Genomic DNA, 17,686 nt, shown 5'->3' with positions numbered 1-17,686 from the left:
TAAATCTCATTAAAGAGATTTTGGGGAATAGAGAGTAAAATTAGACAAGCTCAGGTATTTTTCCGAATAAGCAGTCTGATAAGGTAAGTATATAGGTTAAAAAAACAAGAAAAAGAGGTACAATACGTGAGCACAAATAAGAAAAAAATCCACTACGCATGGTGGTTATTATTAGGTTTATCTATTATGGTCGGTTTGGCTAAAGGCGGAATCATGACTGCAGGTGGATTATTTTTAACTCCAGTAACAGAAGATTTAGGTATTGGAATGGGAAGTCTAACACTTTACTTTAGTATTTCCTCTATAGTAACAATGATTTTCTTACCATTGGCTGGTAAGATCATTGCTAAGTATGATATTAGAACAGTTTTAGTAACAGCAATTATTTTACAAGCGGGTTCGTTCGCAATGTTTGGTTTAATGAATTCTGTTTGGGGTTGGTACTTATTCTGTATCCCTATGTCAATCGGTTCAATTTTTGTCACTCAAATCGCAGGCCCAGTATTAATCAACAACTGGTTTAAAAAACATAACGGTTTAGCAATTGGTATCATGGTTGCATCTGGTGGTATTTTCGGTGCTATCCTACAACCTATGGCTGGTAACTTAATCGCAAGTGAAGGTTGGAGAACGACTTACTTCATCTTAGGTGGAATTGTTATAGCAATCGTTGTGCCTATCGTATTATTAACAATTAGAATGTCTCCTAAACAAAAAGGTTTACAACCATTAGGTTTAGAAGTTGAAATTAATAAAAATGAAGATCCTTCTTCAGTTAAAGTTGAATCTAATACAAACACAGGTATTTCAGCTGCAATCGCTAAAAAATCAAGTGCATTTTATGCATTATTATTATTCTTCTTCTTTATTACTGCTATTAGTAGTTTTGGTCAACACGTTGCTCCTTTTGCAATGGGCTTAGGCTATGACGTTAAATTTGCTGGTGGTGCAATGGGCTTCTGGCAAGTGGGTGTACTGATCGGTGCATTAGCATTCGGTATTTTAAGTGATAAAATTGGTGCAAAAAACACAGCTATCTTCGCGATGTTATTAGGTTTAGTTCCAATCGCAATTCTATTAACTGTTCCTGACAATTCTACTATGTTCTCTTTAGCAATTGGAATTTATGGATTTGTTGTTGCATCACTTGGAACATTAGGACCGCTATTAACTACAGCTATCTTTGGTAACAAAGAATACGGTCAAATTTACGCTTCTGCAGTTATCGGTTTAGCAGTTGCTGGTATCGTTGCATTACCAGGTTATGGATATGTATTCCAATTAACTGGTAGCTATACTTTTGTACTTTACGCAATTGCCTTCATGCTAGTTATTAATGTAGTATTAATCATTATGGCATTTATCGGTAAAAAGAAACTAGTACAAGCTGGTCATTGGAAATAATCACTATGTATCTCCCTTAAAACATAAGTGAAATCTTCCCTTTAAATTAATTTTTCTTGATGAATTGTTTACTTCACCATTTCATCAATCTTACTAACGAATTTGAAAACAATAACTCACATTCTATTCACTCCGTTTCAAACACTTCTGAAACAAATAGAGAGAATAAATAGACCTTATTGAGCAATGTAAATTGAACACTTTTAAGTTGATACAAACAACTTAGAAGTGTTTTATTATATTACAATTAAGTTTAACTTTTAAATATAGGTAGATAAAATGGTTTTCAAATCATCTGTTCAAACTCTTCTCTCAAAATAGAATACATTTTTAAATCACGATGGGTGTCTTTAACTAATAGCCCTTTTCGAATTAGTCCTTCATAAGACATACCGACTTTCTCCATAACCCGAGCAGAACCTACATTCTCAATCAAACATTTCGCTTGAATTCGAACTAAATCCATTTCTTCGAAACCATATGCAATTACTGCTTTTGATGCTTCAGTAACAATGCCTCTACCCCAATATGCCTGTGAAATTGCATAACCGATTTCAGCTATTTGTTGTTTTGGCTGCCAAGATACAAAATCTATTGTTCCAATTAATGTACCTGTCTCTTTTTCTTCAATGCCCCAAAGAGCATATTGATCCAACTCGTATTTGTTTAATATCAATCGTATAAACTCTTCTGTATCCTCTAAACTTTCATGCTTAGTCCAAGTACAGTACCGTGCAACTTCCTCATTCGAACAATATGTATGCATATCGTATAAGTCATCAAGTGAGATTTTCCTTAAACTTAATCGATCTGTTTCTAAAATAGGTAGCTTGCTGTAGACATCCTCCATTTTCATTACATCACCTCATTTCAAGTTTTCATACCAACGTAACGCTTTTTGTTCTATTTCAATAGCAATAGTCGATTTCCCTTGTATATATGCCTCCATATTAAATGGATATTGTGATGCATTTGCTTGCTTTATTCGGCCATATTTTGTCGCTTCAGCAGGATGGTTTCTTAAATAATCTCGAAAAGCTAGATGTCTATTAATTCCTGCATGTCCTATTTCATAAAAGTGGATATGATGTGTGCGATTGTCATCACCTTTTGTAAAATATCGTCGTCCTTGGAGACCATTCTCCCCTTTAGCTACATAACCGATTTCTTCTAACTTCTCATTAAATTGATCAACTAGTTCAATATGATAAACTACTGGCATTATATCAATAATAGGTTTCGCAGGAAGGTTTTCAACGGACGTACTACCAATATGAAAGATATCATGAATCTCATCACGTAAAATATCTCTTATCATCTTTTGTTCTTTGTTGAATAATGCCACCCATTCTCGATCGTATTCTACCACTTCAACCTTTCTCATTTTTCACCTCTATTTTGTCAGTCTTTTAAATTCAGTATATTCAGTCTACTATAATCATAGCATATTTATTTAAACTATCTATCAAATTGCATTAACTTATGAACACCAGTATAAATGAATAAAATTAAAATCCCCAATACAATAAAAATAAATGTAATTCCGTTTTCCGGAATAAACTGCATACCCCAAATAAATAAACTAGCTATCATCCCACCAATTACACTCATCAAACCTAATATAGATAAATGCGTTCCCCTTAACTCCTCTGGAATCGATTTAGCTACTATGGATTGGGGAGTAGGCAAATACAGTAGTGTGACAAATGACAGTACCATTAATCATTTACAGACTACAATAATATGTAACTACCTAATGATACTCTAAAGGAATCATTACTAATAAAAATTGATTCTAAAGAATCGTTAAATCGCATAAACCTAGTATTATTACGATTTTACATGAATTAAATATCAGAAAATTATAATCATTAATACCTTTTTATATAGGAATTATTTATCGCAATTATTATAGTATTCTGTTAACGAGTCTTATTACTATGCCATCTTAGACTTTTTTGTATATAATGGAGAGACACCCACTTTTAGGTGTAAATAAAAAGATAAAGGAAGTGAAGGTTTATGATTACTTTACGCATTCACAAGGAGAATTCAGATTACGTGGTGAAACGGATCAGTAACCAAAATGCCGATCAATATTCTGTGCACTCTGCTGAGTCACTCTATGAAAGTTTGTTTCATTTAGGTCGCAAAATGCATATTAGTAACATCCATTTCAACATTCCACATGATTTAAAATCCAAATTAATATCTTTTCTATCCGTCGAATTTCCTGCCGAGCTTTACGATTATCATATTAAGATTATTGACTAAACCGTTACCTCATTGATTATATCCTCTAGAAGCGACAGTCAGTAACCATCTAGGTGCGATTTTAAATCGTTCCTGATGGTTCAATTATACATATTGTATCATCTTACCAAAATACCGACACAAGCCTTCTAGCGCCATGTCGGTATTATTTCTTATTAGCATTAGCTATCATTAATCTTTAAATTGCAGCCCCTTTTCTTGTAGAGCTCCTTTTAAGACTTCTATAGATTTAGGTCCCATACCATGAAGCACATTTAAAGTCTTTTCATCAACTGTTGTTAATTGCTCCAATGTCGTGATTCCTACGCTATTAAGTGCTCTTACCGCTGGCTTTGATACACCTTTTGGCCAGATCTGCATGTCTTCACCCCATCCGTTTATTTTAAGTTGCAGAAAATATTATTTACCACTCATATACTTCGACATCATTTGTCTTCACTTTACGATATCTATTTTTACACAGATGGTTATTATTAAAAAGTCACGATACGCTTTCCTGTATATCTTCATATCTAATCCCCTACACATAAAAATCCCTTACTTTTATCGGATAGTGCTTTAACAAATAACTGAAAACCAACCAGTTTCTTTTGGGAAATCATTTCGGGTAAGCATTTGCCCAGAAAGCATTTGTCGATAAGAAGTAATCGTACCGTCGTGTGACACTATATAAATTTTTTCTTTATGTAACTTTTTACAATCACTAATAAACTTTTCAGCAAGGTTTGTGAATTGCTGTTCTGTAAGGGTATTGATACCATCCGACCAGAGTTCGATTGGCGCCTTACTATCTACTTCAAAAGTTGGGTAATCCTGTTCAATAATTTCTAAATCCATTATCTTATCACAAGGCAATGTTTTCATACTTGAGTGAATGGGAAAGATTCTTGGAGATACTAATGGACTTACAATCTTACGAACATTTTTATTTTCACTCCAAATGAATACTGTTTCAAGCGTTCTTCTAAGCGGACTAATAATTATTACATCTTCATCTGTTAGCGGAAATTGATTTCTTAATAACATTGCCTGCTCTACTCCTGTAGAAGTTAGTGCTGGGTCTTCTATTTGCAAACTTTTAGGTACATCCAATGTATGTTCACCTTGGCCGTGACGAATAAATACCAACTCCATTTAACTCCTCCTATTCTATTGTTTAAACTTGTGATCAATCTTTTGATTTTACAATACCGAAAACTTTATTATCCAATTATTCAAAAATAATAGAAAGGCTTTTTTCTAAAATGGATTGGGGTATTCGCTTAGCCATTTAATACTTTTCTCTACTAGTAAATATTTCAAACGAAAAGCGATTTTAAATAGTTTTGAAACCTTCAGCACAAAGCCATTTAGCATTATTCTGCTCATAAAATTTTATTGAATTGAACCCCGTTTTAATAAACAATTGCTCCAATTCTTCTCTCGTTTTATAAGTTTGCATATGATAATTTATTTTGTATAATTCTGCAATAATTAGGAAGTGACCATCTTTTTTCAATACTCTAAATGCCTCTTTTACTCCCTTTTCTAGATCTGGCCAGAAGTAATGTGTTTGAAAAGCTGTTATTATATCAAATGTATTATTTGAAAATGGCATGTCAGTAACACTTGCTTGGAGGATATTTACTTTACCCTTTTCCACATCTTGTTTATTTGCTCTAATTGAATCTTTTACTGCTTGTTCGGAATAATCTATACCGACAATTTTTCCGGACGTATTCCGCTTAGACAATAATTGTATTGTTTTACCCCCTCCACATCCTATGTCCAATATTACTGCTGATTCTTTTACTTTTACCTTTTCTAAAGCCCATTGGTTCATGCTAGTGTGTGCAGAGTTCATAATTCTCAACATTATTGAACCTATGATTCCTCTTGGGTTCTTAGCTTGTTCTATCAATTGGTTTAGTAAGTTCATTTTTCTCCCCCATAATCTATTCATTTAAGAAAGAATAATTACTACAAATCGCCCTTGCTTGTAAATTCACTATTACTTATATTTGAATATTTTTTACTCCCAATTTTTAACTCGATAAATATTTTAACATATTTTACCTAACAATAAATAAAAAGCAGTGGGATTCCTATTAGAAACCCACTGCTTATATATATTTCTTCATACGTGGAAACCTTAAAAAAAGTATCCCTTAGCACTCTACAAACAATGCATCGCTGCCTTGGCTTCTTTCCAAGGAACAGAATACCCCTTCCCTTTGGCACAGAAAATCGAAGTAGAAGTATACTCTGGATCTGCATTCTTATCATAACCAATTTCTTCAATCACTTGTTCAGTATTATGGCATTGATCATAGCCAGCAAAGTTAAGTGTGAGTGCGCCTTTACCGTTTGTAAAAGCAGCAAAGCTTGTACTGTAGTTCATAAAAGTGGCAACTGGAACACGTCCTTTAATGACAACCTTGTCCCCTATGTTTTCAGGCGGATTAAAACGACCATGAGCCTGTTGAACATCAGACATTACACGTCCAATATGATCCATGTCTACTTTAATCTTAAAATCATAATACGGTTCAAGTAGAATATTTTCCGCTTGTTCCAAACCTTGTCGTAACGCTCTATGAGTGGCTTCTCTGAAATCACCACCGGATGTATGCTCGTTACTTCCACGCCCTGTTAGTAGGGTTATTAACACGTCTGTAACTGCAGAACCTGTTAGTAAGCCGTGATGGTTTCTTTCAAGTACATGTTGATGGATTAAATTTTGATTGCCGATAGATAAATGATCTGCATGACATTTATTCTTGAATGTAACACCTGAACCTCTTTCAGCTGGTTCGATTTGTAGATGCACCTCTGCATAATGTCGTAGAGGCTCGAAATGTCCATACCCAGTTACAGTTGCCCCAATCGTTTCTTTATACAAAATCTTCGGTTCACCAAATGACACTTTATATGAAAAACGCTCTCTAACAATCTGTTCTAGCACTTCAAGTTGAATAACCCCCATTACATGAACATGAATTTCTTGAAAATGCTCGTCCCAAAAGATATGGAGAGATGGATCTTCAGCATCCAAAATCTTAAAACAACGGAACATTTCTTTCACATGAATATTAGAGTCGAAAATGACTTTCGATTTTAATGTAGGAATGAGTTCAAAAACAGCTTTTTCTCTAAGCACACCAAGACCTTCTCCTATTTCTACACCACTTAGGCCCGTAACCGCGAAAAGTTCACCTGCTCGAACTTCATTGACTGTTGTGAATTTATTGCCATTGTACAAGCGGATTTGTGTGATCTTTTCTGAAGTTTCTCCGTACTTCACTTCGTCCCTTACTTGCAAATAACCACTTAAACATTTCATAAACGTCACTCGTTGATCATTATCATCATGTCGTATTTTATAAACCCGTGCAGCAAAATCAATGTCTTTACTATAAGAAGTCACCGTTAATTGGTCTAATTTTAAGAAAAATTCCAGCACTCCGATATCCTTTAATGCCGAACCACTTGCTGAAGGGAAGATTTCGCCAGATGCAATAAGTTTTTTGAATGCTTCAAGCCATTTCGCATTGTCATAACCTGAATCCATATACTGTTCCAGCAGCTCTTCATCCCGCTCTGCTATAAATTCAATGAGCTCCTCTTGCATTTGTCCATCTTGGAAAACAGTTGTTATATCACAAACATTTTCTGTCAGATTCGATCGGATTTCATTCAATACTAATTCCGTATTGACCCCCTCTCTATCTGTTTTATTTAAAAAGAAAAAGGTAGGGATGTTGTGTTTACGTAATAATTGCCACACCGTTTCCGTATGTCCTTCCACACCATCAATTGCACTGATAATTAAAATTGCATAATCCATCACTTGAATAGCGCGTTCCATTTCAGGTGAAAAATCGACATGCCCTGGTGTGTCAATAATGGTATACGTATGATCGTTGTATGTAATAATGCCTTGCTCAGCAAAAACGGTAATGCCACGCTCTCGTTCAATGGTATGATTGTCTAAAAAGGCATCCTTGTGATCGACACGCCCCCTCTGGCGGATACTATTCGTATGAAACAGTAACTGCTCAGAAAAAGTAGTCTTGCCAGCATCTACATGGGCAAGTATCCCAATTGTTTTATACATATATGTTCCTCATTTCGTGTAGTACAGATGACTATATTATAGCATCGAATTGGGGAGTTTAAGCTAGATTAGAAGTGTTGATTGATTTATACGAAATACAATAGACACATAGAAGCTTTACTGTGCCTTTTTCGTTGAATACTTTTGAACTTCTATTACAATATTTACCTTTAAACGGTTTTTCTTAGGGATTCAACTGAAGCTAGTGTATGATATATACGGAAATAGATTGAACCATTTTATTTAATTTTGAAAGGTGTAGATTTTACAATGACACATTTAATAGAGCAACAAAATATGAAAGAACTTCGAGTAGAGCTAACTCGTTTTATGATGGCCTATAAATTTGCATTAGATGAAATCGGGACTAAGGTTCGTATTTTAAGAGAAGAATTCCGGTTAATACATGAATATAATCCAATCGAACATGTCAATACACGTATAAAATCACCAGAAAGTATTTTGAAAAAGATGCATAAAAAGAATATCCCTACAACATTGGAAGGTATCCGTGAAAACATGAGGGATATTGCGGGTATCCGAATTACATGCTCTTTTGTTTCTGATATTTACATCATTAGTGAAATGATTCAGGCTCAATCAGACATCGAAGTCATCGATGTAAAGGATTATATTCAAAATCCAAAGCCAAATGGCTATCAAAGTCTTCATGTCATTTTGAAGATTCCTGTTTTTATGTCCGATCGTGAAGAGCATGTGTACGTAGAAATGCAAATCCGTACGATTGCTATGGATTTCTGGGCAAGTTTGGAACATAAAATCTATTACAAGTACAACAAACAAGTTCCTGAACGACTAACAAATGAGTTAAGAGAAGCCGCTTTTACTGCAGCTGAACTAGATCGTAAAATGGAACGACTAAACAAAGAGATCAACATCCTAAAAGAAATCGAGCATGATGATCAGGATATTTTATCCTTAGACGATACAGTATCAACGAAAGCTATCATTCAAATGATGAAAAAGATTGCTTTGGATAGGCTAATATAATAAATTAAACAAAAAAAGCTGTTCCCAAAAGTCAGTTTTCACCTACTTTGGGACAGCCCTAAAGAAATAGTACATTGACACAATAATTGTATCAATAACCGTCATACCTATGTTTGGTATAGTAGCATTCCTTAGAATGAACTACCAATCTCTTTAAACACGCACACACGTTTACCTATGATATGAGCTAAAGCTTGTTTACTCTTCCGCATTGGCCTATTTAAGAGAAATTGTTTAACCCTGCTTGTTAGTTCAATTAAAATAACCCGAAATCATGGAGTGATTTCGGGTTATTAATAAGAAAGTGCATTTTATAAAAAACTTAAGTTTTTTATACCTTCTTCGTGTTAATCATAAAAATGGTTATGTAAGTCAGTTTACAAATAAACAATACAACCATTTTCTTCTAATTTCCCTAACCATTTCGGTATTTCTAAGTCATGATTCCATCTTAGATCTAAACGTTCTAACCCTTTAATGCCCATCAAAGATTCCGGTAATTTAATTAATTGATTACTTCTTAAATCTAATTCTAATAATTTTTCTAGCTTTCCAATTTCATCGGGTAAAGTAGTCAATTGATTATGTCTCAAATTCAAGCGTCTTAACTTCTTACAATACTCAAGTGATTTCGGTACTTGTTTTAATTGATTTTCTTCCATATCTAGTACTCGTAATAACATCAAACTCTCAAAAATTTCTGGGAGAGTACTGAGTTGATTATTTCTCATATGAAGCTCTCTAATATTCGTTAACATACTAAAGCTTTCAGGAATGCTTTGAAGTTTGTTATTCATTATGCGTAACTCAACTAGATTGGTTAGTTTACCAATTTCTGATGGTAATTCACTGAAATTATTATCACTTAAATTTAAATATTTTAGCTTTTTAAGATTCTTAATTTCAGTCGGGAGCGTTTCGAATTTATTATTGTGAAGATATAAATAACCCTCTAGATTCGTAAGATTCCCTATTTCTGTAGGAATTATTTCAATCTGATTGTGTCCTAAATCTATCATCGTAAGTTCTTTTAAATTTTTTATATTGGGAGAAATTTCTTTAAGCTTATTAGCAGAAATATTTAACACCTTTAAATTATTCATTTTATAGATTTCTTCTGGAATTGTACTTAAACTATTATCAAATAGGTTTATATCTGTAATTTCAGGTGATGGTAATTCTATTTTTGGCAAAGCATTAAGCTCGGCATGAGGTAAGTTGATTTTCATGTAATTTCCTCCTACTAATTGTACTATTCTCCAATTTAGGTTCAGTTATCTCGTCAATAAATTACATTCAGATTGCCCAATAACACCTATTTCAACACTATTCTCTGTATGGGCCGCTGTAAATCGACTTACAATTGATGATATCGTTCTTGGCCCACATCAAAGAATTGATGTTTAAACTGCGTTAAAAGCAATGACAATCTATGGAGCGAAACTCATTTTTGAAGAAGATAAAATAGGAACTATTGAAGTCGATAAATATTCAAATTTTGTTGTTTTAGATCAAGACCTAACATCAGTCGAACCAATTCTAATTAAAGATATTCAGATTTTAAACACCATTATTTATGGCGAAGATGTATATGAAAACAAAGAAGTAGATTTTGTACTTAATTAGTTATTTTAAAAGAAAAGGCACTATGCAATCGAAATTGCGTAGTGCTTTTTAATGCTCTTTTATCTTTATAGCTTCTTTCAATTCTACAGGAACTTCTTAAAGTCTGCTATCAATATAATCACTTCGTAGGTACATCTAAAGTTGGATGCGTATTACTCAAATCGTTATAGTGCCACCATTCTGAATTGATTGTTTTAAAGCCAGATTGTGTCATAATCTTTGTTAAATAGTCCATGTTTCTTTGTGCTGTTTTAGAGTTCCCTTTATATGAACGCCCTGCTTTAGTAGAAAAAGAGTCAAATTTGGTAGGCATTTTTAGCTCTTTACCTTTAGAATCCACTAATGTTACATCGACACTAACACCTTTACTATGGTTGGAATCTAACGCAGGATTAGCTACATAGTTGTGGTTTTGAATCTTGTTGTACATTTCCCATTGCACAGATAAAGGTCTATATACGTCCCAAATCTTAATCTTATAACCTTTTTTATGTGCTAATTGATTGGCTTTTTTTAGTTTTGCTGCTGTTGATTTTGCCACTAATGCTTTACTGTCTTTTGGGTATAATGCATATCCCATGAAGTTTTTCTTTGTCGCATATTTTAAGTCAATGATAAAGCCCTCTTTTTCGGATAATTCAACAAGACCTGCTTCCTTATAGTTTGCCGGTGCAGATGCTAGGTATTTACCAGAGACCCATCCTGTTTTACCGTTAGCACTTACTTTGTACCAACCTTTCGAGTACTTACTCGCAGTCACAAACAACCCTTTTTCAACTGTCATGATTTTTTTATATTTTGTGCCGACCCCTTTTCTCATATTCACAGCTGTTGTTGCTTTTAATGTTTTATTTAGGGACTTTTCAGCTGGTGAGGCTTGGGCAGCTGCTGTCTTTGACATCCCAGTGATACCAATCGTAAATAGTATGCCCAGCACCGAGCTAGCTATAAAAATTTTTTTGATATTCAATTTTAAGTTCAACTCCTTATGTACCTTGCAGCTTTGGGGGATTCACTACCAATCTATAACCTTTATTTAAGCAATACATTGATTGATGAATCATTTGTATGTGCTTGAATATACCAATTAATAGAAAGCATTTGCTCTAGAATAGGTTGCTCTTCTTTTGAAAGATTTAAATCCATTATTCCTGAATCACAAAGCTGATAGTCTTCCCCTTCTATTTTATGAAAACGGAATTTCAATAAGCTTTTCAGACCATTGAAAGTTAAAAATTTCACGGAATAACCTTGAGTTAGTGCACTTTCAAGAGTGTTTTTATCATCTTGATATAAAGCTACTAAATCATCTAAGTTAAGCGTTGGATCATTTTCTTTCCAGTTTTCCATTTGTTGTTTTTCTAGTCCCTCAAGAATTTGTTCATTTGAAATGGCATTATCACGTAATTTTTCGATTGTAAAAGCATTCATCATATTTATTGCTACTACTGCCATTGTCATACACCCTCTACTAAAATATTTTTAACAGTAAAATCCTCACAGAGAATTTTTCAGAATATAAAAACAATAACATTAGGAGTACATTTCTTCAATATGACGCATGATAAAAATATTTTGAAGATAAATTTATTTGACTTCGCAGAATCGTCTTCAACTAAGATGGATTACTATATTTGCGCCTTTACCTCCTCACTTTTTGAAATACAATTTTATACAAAATTATATTTCAAATCCTCGAATTATCAGTAATGATATCGAATTTCGCGAATATACTTGTATTAATACTAAAAAGGAGATGGATCGATTGGGTGCTAAATGGATTAAGATTGCTGTCCTGTACTTCGCGTTAGGAATTGGTTATGGTCTGTTTATGCATTACACTATTCAGTTGAAGTGGGCTGCAACACACGCTCATATTAACCTTGTCGGATGGGTTTCCGCTGCCATTATTGGACTTATTTATTCTGTTTATAAAGATGCAGGCGAGACGACTTTGGCTAAGGCTCAATTTTGGTTATTTAATATCGGTTTACCGTTCTTATTATTGGGCATGATCTTTATTTATGTCGATGTTCCACGCGTTATTATGGAGCTATGTGTATCGGGTGGTGGCTCAGCATTCGCTTTATCTGTTGTCCTCTTTATTGTAAACGTCTACAAAAATGTAAAACCTAAAACTTAACTTCTCCTCAAAACAGATTCCTATCAATATTGGGAGTCTGCTTTTTTGTTGAAATTATATTTGGCTAACCACCTTGTCATACCAAACCTCATTTGCTAATGCTTGGGTTTGAATACTCCTTGTCAGACGCTTAATTGTTGTATAAATTGCTCCATGTAAATGCAGGATTCTTCCCCGCTTAAATGCATGAATAATTGAAAGTAAAGCGTTTCGATATAAGTCTTCATGCTCCTCAAGAGAAATATTTCTGTCGACTGATGCTTTTGCTTTGTAAACAGTACCCGCTATGCAGTAAAGCTCCTCCATCTGGAAAAATGGTGCAATTGCTTTGATGGCAGAAGGTAATTTTGTTATCAAGCCTTCTTTTAATGCAATACTTTCATTTACTTGATCAGTTATTTCACGTTTTTCTGTATCATATGTATTTTTAGTATTGCTAGTTTTTATAGGGGCTTCTTTGGGCGGACATTGCGGTAGGACATCTGCTTTTGGCGCTTGAATGACAATAGCATTTGACGATTGCCTACGATCCCCATTATGTCGCTTTAATGGATATTGCTTAATGATGCTAAGAGATTCTAATGTATTACAAGCACGACGCACGGTTCGAATATTCACCTCCAACATATCAGCAATTTTCGATTTCGCTAAATAACAAACTCCAATATATTTACACGCAAAACGTGCAAGTAAATCTAAAGTGGCTTGTTCTGATTTAGTTAGCTGATTGCTGAAATTCTGACGATGCATCTTAACTGCTTCGTTCAATTTACTAATTGACTTAAATGATTGAAGTTTTGAATATGTTTCTGTAGTGTTTAGTAATTTGGATGTCATTAGTTTGTCCCCCTCTCCCTTTATTAGTTATATAGAGGCTTTTGGGTGATATGGGGACAGGTTGGTGGAAATTAGATATAAGATTTGGAATTTGATTGTTGCACTAACTTGGATGTTTGTTGCACTAACTTGGATGTTTGTTGCGCTAACTTGGATGTTTGTTGCGCTAACTTGGATGTTTGTTGCGCTAACTTGGATGTTTGTTGCGCTAACTTGGATGTTTGTTGCGTTATCTCTATTGTTTGTTGCGCTAACTCACCTCTTTGTTATTTAGCAGAATATTCACGTCTTCTGAGCATGCTATATCCTTGTTATCGTGTGGGCGAAAGATCCCCAAATCTCTAGTTAGTAATCAACAAAAAAACCACCTCCGTAGAAAAGAACTCCTACTAAGGTGGCGAGTTTATCTTTCATTATTCACTTTCGATATAACAAGTTTTCTCACGTGTGTATTCTAAAATAGAATCTGTGCCATAGCCGCTTTCTTTTACACCTCCAAATGGTAGTTCTGGACCTACTCTTCGGTAAGTATTAACCCAAACATTTCCTGATTCTATTTGTCGGATTAATCTTTGTGTTCTATTCAGATTAGATGTCCAAATGCCTGCTCCTAAACCGTAGGATGTGTCATTTGCTATGGAAATGGCTTCCTCTTCTGTATCAAATGGAATAACAGTAGCTACTGGGCCGAAGATTTCCTCTTGGCAAATGCGAAGCGAATTATTGTCTACTTGTATTAATGTAGGTTCTACCCAGTAACCGTCAACTAACTCGGGATGTTCAGGCAATAGTGTTTTCCCTCCCTGTCGGCCACCGTAGATAATTTCGCCACCTTCTTCTTTGCCTATCGCGATATATGAGCAAACTTTCTCATACTGAGCCGCATTTGCAATCGGTCCCATAGTGCTTTCAGGATTCATTGTATGGCCAAACTGTATTTGTTCAGCCAATAGAGCTTTCATTTTCATGATCATTTTATCAAAGATAGATCTTTGAATTAAGATTCTTGAACCACCTACACAGAATTGACCTGCATTGCCACTGAATATGCCATTAAGAGTTACACCGTATGCAGCTTTATCTAGGTCTGCATCCTCAAATACGATGTTCGGTGATTTACCTCCTAATTCCAAAATCATTGGTTTAGGGTTTTCAGCTGTGGAGTTCGCAATAGCCTTTGCTGTTCCACCAGAGCCTGTTAGACTGACTTTCTTAACTTTTGGATGACGTACTAATGTCTCCCCTACTTTATTTCCTAAACCTGAAACAACATTCAGAACGCCAGGTGGGAGAATTTCATTGATAAGTTCCCCATATCGTAAAGAGGCGACAGATGCCAATTCAGAAGGTTTGATAATGACTGTATTCCCGGCGGCAAGTGCATAAGCAGCTTTTACGGTAAATGTAAATAATGGTGCATTCCAAGGAATGATTCCAACGACCACACCAAAAGGTTCTCGTAATGTATACCCTGCACATGTAGGGCTTAATTGGACTGTTTCCCCCTTACTAGCTATTGCAGTAGCCCCTGCTGCATTATACCAATAGCTCGCTAAGCTAGGAATTAGCCCATATTGCGTTTCCCGAAACACCCAGCCGTTATCTTGAGTTTCTAAAGCAGCTAATTCTTCACCATGCTGAACAATGTAATCACCTATCTTACGCAAGTAAGTTGCTCGTTCAGTAGGAGCTAATGAAGACCACGCTATAAAAGCATCACTAGCAGTAACTACAGCTAATTCGGCATCTTCTTTTGTACCACTAGGAATTGTTGCCCAAACCTTTCCTGTTGATGGATCAATACTATCTAAATGGCCACCTGATGAAGAAAGCAAATTACCATTAATGATATTTTGATATTCTCGAATTTCATTTGCTATTTTCATAGTCCATCTCCACCTTTTTAAAGATTTATGTTCAGAAACGCTATCGTTTACCAGCCAAGTGCAACTGCTGCTTGCTGGTAATGCTGTTCTGTATTCCCTAAATAATTTTCATAGTATCTTGCACGCTTAACAAATAAATGACAATCGATTTCTTCAGTGAAACCTATTCCACCATGGATCTGTATATTATGAGCAGCAATATTATTAAATGCTTCCGTTGCAAAAAGTCGAGCACAAGAAATAGCTTGAACACGATCAGCTGCATCACTTTCTAATGCCCAATTAGCATAATGTGCTAAAGAACGAGCTGTCTCAAGATCCATCTTCATATCTACAATTCTATGTTTAATCGCTTGGAATCTGCCAATTGGCTGGCCAAATTGCTCGCGGATATTAGCATACTCCGTAGCCATCTCAACAATCTTTTCCATACTACCTACGATTACAACTGATAAAGCTGCATTAAATGATAGTAATCCTTCTTGCAGTGTTTCCCCCCCTTGATTGATTGGTCCCAACAATTGATCTTTTGGAATTCTGACGTTATCAAATGTTAATTCTGCCACTCGTCTTGTTTCATCAATATTTTTTTGTGGTTTGAGCGTTAAGTTCGCTGACGTTTTATCCACGATAACGAGTGAAATTCCTTCACCAGTACGTACTAGTGCGATAAAATAATCAGCTATTTCAGCATCTGGTACTAATGTTTTGACACCACTTAGGATAAAGTCTTCATTATCATTAGTAGCTGTCATATTAATGCCTGATGGATTATAGCTACCCCCTGGCTCTAGCCAAGCTATAGAAAATAGCGTCTCTCCGCTTGCAATAGTAGGTAAGTACTTTGCTTTTTGCGCATCTGTTCCGAACTTCTCTATTAACGGTACTGCTAGAGCATTCGTTTCTACAAATAATCCTGGTAAAATTACACGGCCTATTTCTTCTAAAACAGGTACAAGATCAAGTGCACCTAATCCCATTCCATCGAATTCTTCTGGAATATTAATACTCGGACAACCTAATTCAGCCATGCCTACTATAGTTGACTGTAGTAATTCTGTGTTTCCTTTACTATATTCACGCGCAATTCTCGTTTGCTCCACTTCATCTAAATACTTTCTTACATACTCTCGAAACATTTCTTGCTCTTGGCTTAAAGAAAAGTCCATTTGACTCACCCACCTTTTTTTAGATTAACGTCCCATATCCTTTGGCAACCCTAGAATGCGTTCCGCAATTGTATTTTTTTGAATTTCACTCGTTCCCCCGCCAATCGTTTGACCAAAGGAGTATAGGTAATTATCCTGCCAATAAGAATTACCGGATACTGCATCTTCTTTCCATAAAATCCCTTGATGTCCTTGAATGGATATCGACTGGGAAAGTAGCTCTTTTGTTAGCTCACTAACCATCAATTTATCCATTGAGCCTTCTGCACCAGGTCGTCCTGTTTTTATAGTTTTTGTTAAATTTCGATAGTAATTTAATAAAGAACCACGGGAACGTGTATATAAATCAACCATTGATTTCCGAATAAGTGGTTTCGAAATTAATGGTTCACCATCTTCTTTTAAATCTTTTGCTAATGCAGCTAGCTCATTAAATTGCTGCTCCAATGTGAAAACTTGTGCACCAATACCTGTTCTTTCATGCATCAAGAGTGCAATGATTACATGCCATCCTTCATCCACTTTACCGATAATTTCTGCATCATACGCGACTGCATCGTTCAAATAAACTTCATTAAAATCATGCTGTCCATCCATTTGGATAATCGGTCTTGTTTCTACACCTGGTTGATTCATATCTAAAAGGAATACAGTAATTCCGTGATGTTTCTTTTCAAAACGGTTAGTGCGCGCTACTAAGAAACAACGGTCAGCAATATGACCAAAACTAGTCCATACTTTCTGCCCATTAATAATCCAGCGGTCGCCGTCCTTAACTGCCGTTGTTTGAATAGCCGCTACATCAGAACCTGCATTTGGCTCTGAATACCCTTGGCACCAAACCTCTTCACCAGTGAGAATCTTTTGAATGAACTTTTCTTGTTGTTCCTCTGTTCCAATTTGAATTAGTGTTGGACCGACCATGTGAATACCGACATAGTTAACAAGTGGTGGTGCCTTCACTCGAACCATCTCTTGATGATAAATAATTTCTTCCATTAGTGACGCTTTTCGACCACCGTATTTTTCTGGCCAGGCAATTGCAGCCCAGCCCCCATCATATAACTTTCTTTGCCAGTTTCTTAAAAACTTCGCATACTCACCTTCATCGGTAGGCAATTTACTTGTACCCTCTATCCAACCTTCTGGTAAGTTCTCCTCCAACCATGTTCTTAGCTCTTGTCGAAACTCTTCTTCCTTTTTAGTAAATGAAAAGTCCATAGTCTCTATCCCTCCTTTT

Annotated in this window: 17 protein-coding genes and 1 pseudogene; 5 read left to right on the top strand and 13 right to left on the bottom strand. The window is 35.3% G+C overall.

What is annotated here, in order from left to right:
* The first annotated feature begins 126 nt into the window (after positions 1-126).
* Positions 127-1,404, top strand: a complete 1,278-nt coding sequence (locus MKY02_RS09195; RefSeq protein ID WP_038182698.1) for an MFS transporter — start codon at positions 127-129, stop codon at positions 1,402-1,404.
* Between the two features lie 286 nt (positions 1,405-1,690).
* On the opposite strand, the gene MKY02_RS09190 is transcribed toward MKY02_RS09195, so the two are convergent.
* The 6 genes from MKY02_RS09190 to MKY02_RS09165 all read right to left on the bottom strand — a co-directional run bounded on the left by MKY02_RS09190 (position 1,691) and on the right by MKY02_RS09165 (position 7,774).
* Positions 1,691-2,260, bottom strand: a complete 570-nt coding sequence (locus MKY02_RS09190) for a GNAT family N-acetyltransferase (RefSeq protein ID WP_340711022.1) — start codon at positions 2,258-2,260, stop codon at positions 1,691-1,693.
* Positions 2,261-2,269: 9 nt separating this feature from the next.
* Positions 2,270-2,788: a GrpB family protein gene (locus tag MKY02_RS09185; protein ID WP_038182703.1), complete on the bottom strand. Its 519-nt coding sequence runs from the start codon at positions 2,786-2,788 to the stop codon at positions 2,270-2,272.
* A 1,061-nt stretch (positions 2,789-3,849) separates the two neighbouring features.
* Complete coding sequence (locus tag MKY02_RS09180) at positions 3,850-4,038, bottom strand: DNA-directed RNA polymerase subunit alpha C-terminal domain-containing protein (protein ID WP_038182708.1); 189 nt, start codon at positions 4,036-4,038, stop codon at positions 3,850-3,852.
* 198 nt (positions 4,039-4,236) lie between these two features.
* Positions 4,237-4,812 (bottom strand): histidine phosphatase family protein, encoded by a 576-nt coding sequence (locus tag MKY02_RS09175; protein ID WP_038182714.1) that lies wholly within the window; start codon positions 4,810-4,812, stop codon positions 4,237-4,239.
* Between the two features lie 181 nt (positions 4,813-4,993).
* Complete coding sequence (locus MKY02_RS09170) at positions 4,994-5,596, bottom strand: class I SAM-dependent methyltransferase (protein ID WP_051448653.1); 603 nt, start codon at positions 5,594-5,596, stop codon at positions 4,994-4,996.
* 237 nt (positions 5,597-5,833) lie between these two features.
* The gene (locus MKY02_RS09165) at positions 5,834-7,774 is read right to left on the bottom strand and encodes a translation factor GTPase family protein (protein ID WP_340708940.1); all 1,941 of its coding nucleotides are present in this window, start codon (positions 7,772-7,774) and stop codon (positions 5,834-5,836) included.
* A gap of 270 nt (positions 7,775-8,044) precedes the next feature.
* Here MKY02_RS09165 and MKY02_RS09160 point away from each other — a divergent pair, with 270 nt between their 5' ends.
* On the top strand, positions 8,045-8,785 hold the full coding sequence (locus tag MKY02_RS09160; RefSeq protein WP_038182718.1) for a GTP pyrophosphokinase: 741 nt from the start codon (positions 8,045-8,047) through the stop codon (positions 8,783-8,785).
* 377 nt (positions 8,786-9,162) lie between these two features.
* On the opposite strand, the gene MKY02_RS09155 is transcribed toward MKY02_RS09160, so the two are convergent.
* The gene (locus MKY02_RS09155) at positions 9,163-10,014 is read right to left on the bottom strand and encodes a leucine-rich repeat domain-containing protein (protein ID WP_340711021.1); all 852 of its coding nucleotides are present in this window, start codon (positions 10,012-10,014) and stop codon (positions 9,163-9,165) included.
* A 190-nt stretch (positions 10,015-10,204) separates the two neighbouring features.
* Between MKY02_RS09155 and MKY02_RS09150 the strand changes: the two are divergent.
* A pseudogene (locus tag MKY02_RS09150) lies at positions 10,205-10,411 on the top strand (amidohydrolase family protein); the annotation flags it as partial.
* A 118-nt stretch (positions 10,412-10,529) separates the two neighbouring features.
* Here MKY02_RS09150 and MKY02_RS09145 read toward each other — a convergent pair.
* Together MKY02_RS09145 and MKY02_RS09140 are read right to left on the bottom strand one after the other, a co-directional pair.
* Complete coding sequence (locus MKY02_RS09145; protein WP_083671678.1) at positions 10,530-11,381, bottom strand: M15 family metallopeptidase; 852 nt, start codon at positions 11,379-11,381, stop codon at positions 10,530-10,532.
* 62 nt (positions 11,382-11,443) lie between these two features.
* Positions 11,444-11,866, bottom strand: a complete 423-nt coding sequence (locus MKY02_RS09140) for a hypothetical protein (protein ID WP_340711020.1) — start codon at positions 11,864-11,866, stop codon at positions 11,444-11,446.
* A gap of 310 nt (positions 11,867-12,176) precedes the next feature.
* Here MKY02_RS09140 and MKY02_RS09135 point away from each other — a divergent pair, with 310 nt between their 5' ends.
* Positions 12,177-12,554, top strand: a complete 378-nt coding sequence (locus tag MKY02_RS09135; RefSeq protein WP_076035001.1) for a hypothetical protein — start codon at positions 12,177-12,179, stop codon at positions 12,552-12,554.
* A 54-nt stretch (positions 12,555-12,608) separates the two neighbouring features.
* Here the strand turns inward: MKY02_RS09135 and MKY02_RS09130 are convergent, their stop codons facing one another.
* Positions 12,609-13,391: a hypothetical protein gene (locus MKY02_RS09130; RefSeq protein ID WP_076035000.1), complete on the bottom strand. Its 783-nt coding sequence runs from the start codon at positions 13,389-13,391 to the stop codon at positions 12,609-12,611.
* Positions 13,392-13,455: 64 nt separating this feature from the next.
* Here MKY02_RS09130 and MKY02_RS09125 point away from each other — a divergent pair, with 64 nt between their 5' ends.
* Complete coding sequence (locus MKY02_RS09125) at positions 13,456-13,665, top strand: hypothetical protein (RefSeq protein ID WP_340711019.1); 210 nt, start codon at positions 13,456-13,458, stop codon at positions 13,663-13,665.
* Positions 13,666-13,804: 139 nt separating this feature from the next.
* Here MKY02_RS09125 and MKY02_RS09120 read toward each other — a convergent pair whose 3' ends face one another.
* From MKY02_RS09120 to MKY02_RS09110, 3 genes are read right to left on the bottom strand one after another with little or no spacing between them, the layout of a single operon-like run.
* Positions 13,805-15,277: an aldehyde dehydrogenase family protein gene (locus MKY02_RS09120; RefSeq protein ID WP_340711018.1), complete on the bottom strand. Its 1,473-nt coding sequence runs from the start codon at positions 15,275-15,277 to the stop codon at positions 13,805-13,807.
* A 47-nt stretch (positions 15,278-15,324) separates the two neighbouring features.
* The gene (locus MKY02_RS09115; RefSeq protein ID WP_340711017.1) at positions 15,325-16,446 is read right to left on the bottom strand and encodes an acyl-CoA dehydrogenase family protein; all 1,122 of its coding nucleotides are present in this window, start codon (positions 16,444-16,446) and stop codon (positions 15,325-15,327) included.
* A gap of 24 nt (positions 16,447-16,470) precedes the next feature.
* The gene (locus tag MKY02_RS09110; protein WP_340711016.1) at positions 16,471-17,667 is read right to left on the bottom strand and encodes an acyl-CoA dehydrogenase family protein; all 1,197 of its coding nucleotides are present in this window, start codon (positions 17,665-17,667) and stop codon (positions 16,471-16,473) included.
* Between the last annotated feature and the right edge of the window lie 19 nt (positions 17,668-17,686).

It is taken from the genome of Viridibacillus sp. FSL R5-0888, assembly GCF_038009105.1.
In the GTDB taxonomy this organism is placed as follows: Bacteria; Bacillota; Bacilli; order Bacillales_A; family Planococcaceae; genus Viridibacillus; species Viridibacillus arenosi.
Note: the sequence above shows the minus strand (reverse complement) of the source record. Positions and strands in the feature narration are given on the sequence as shown.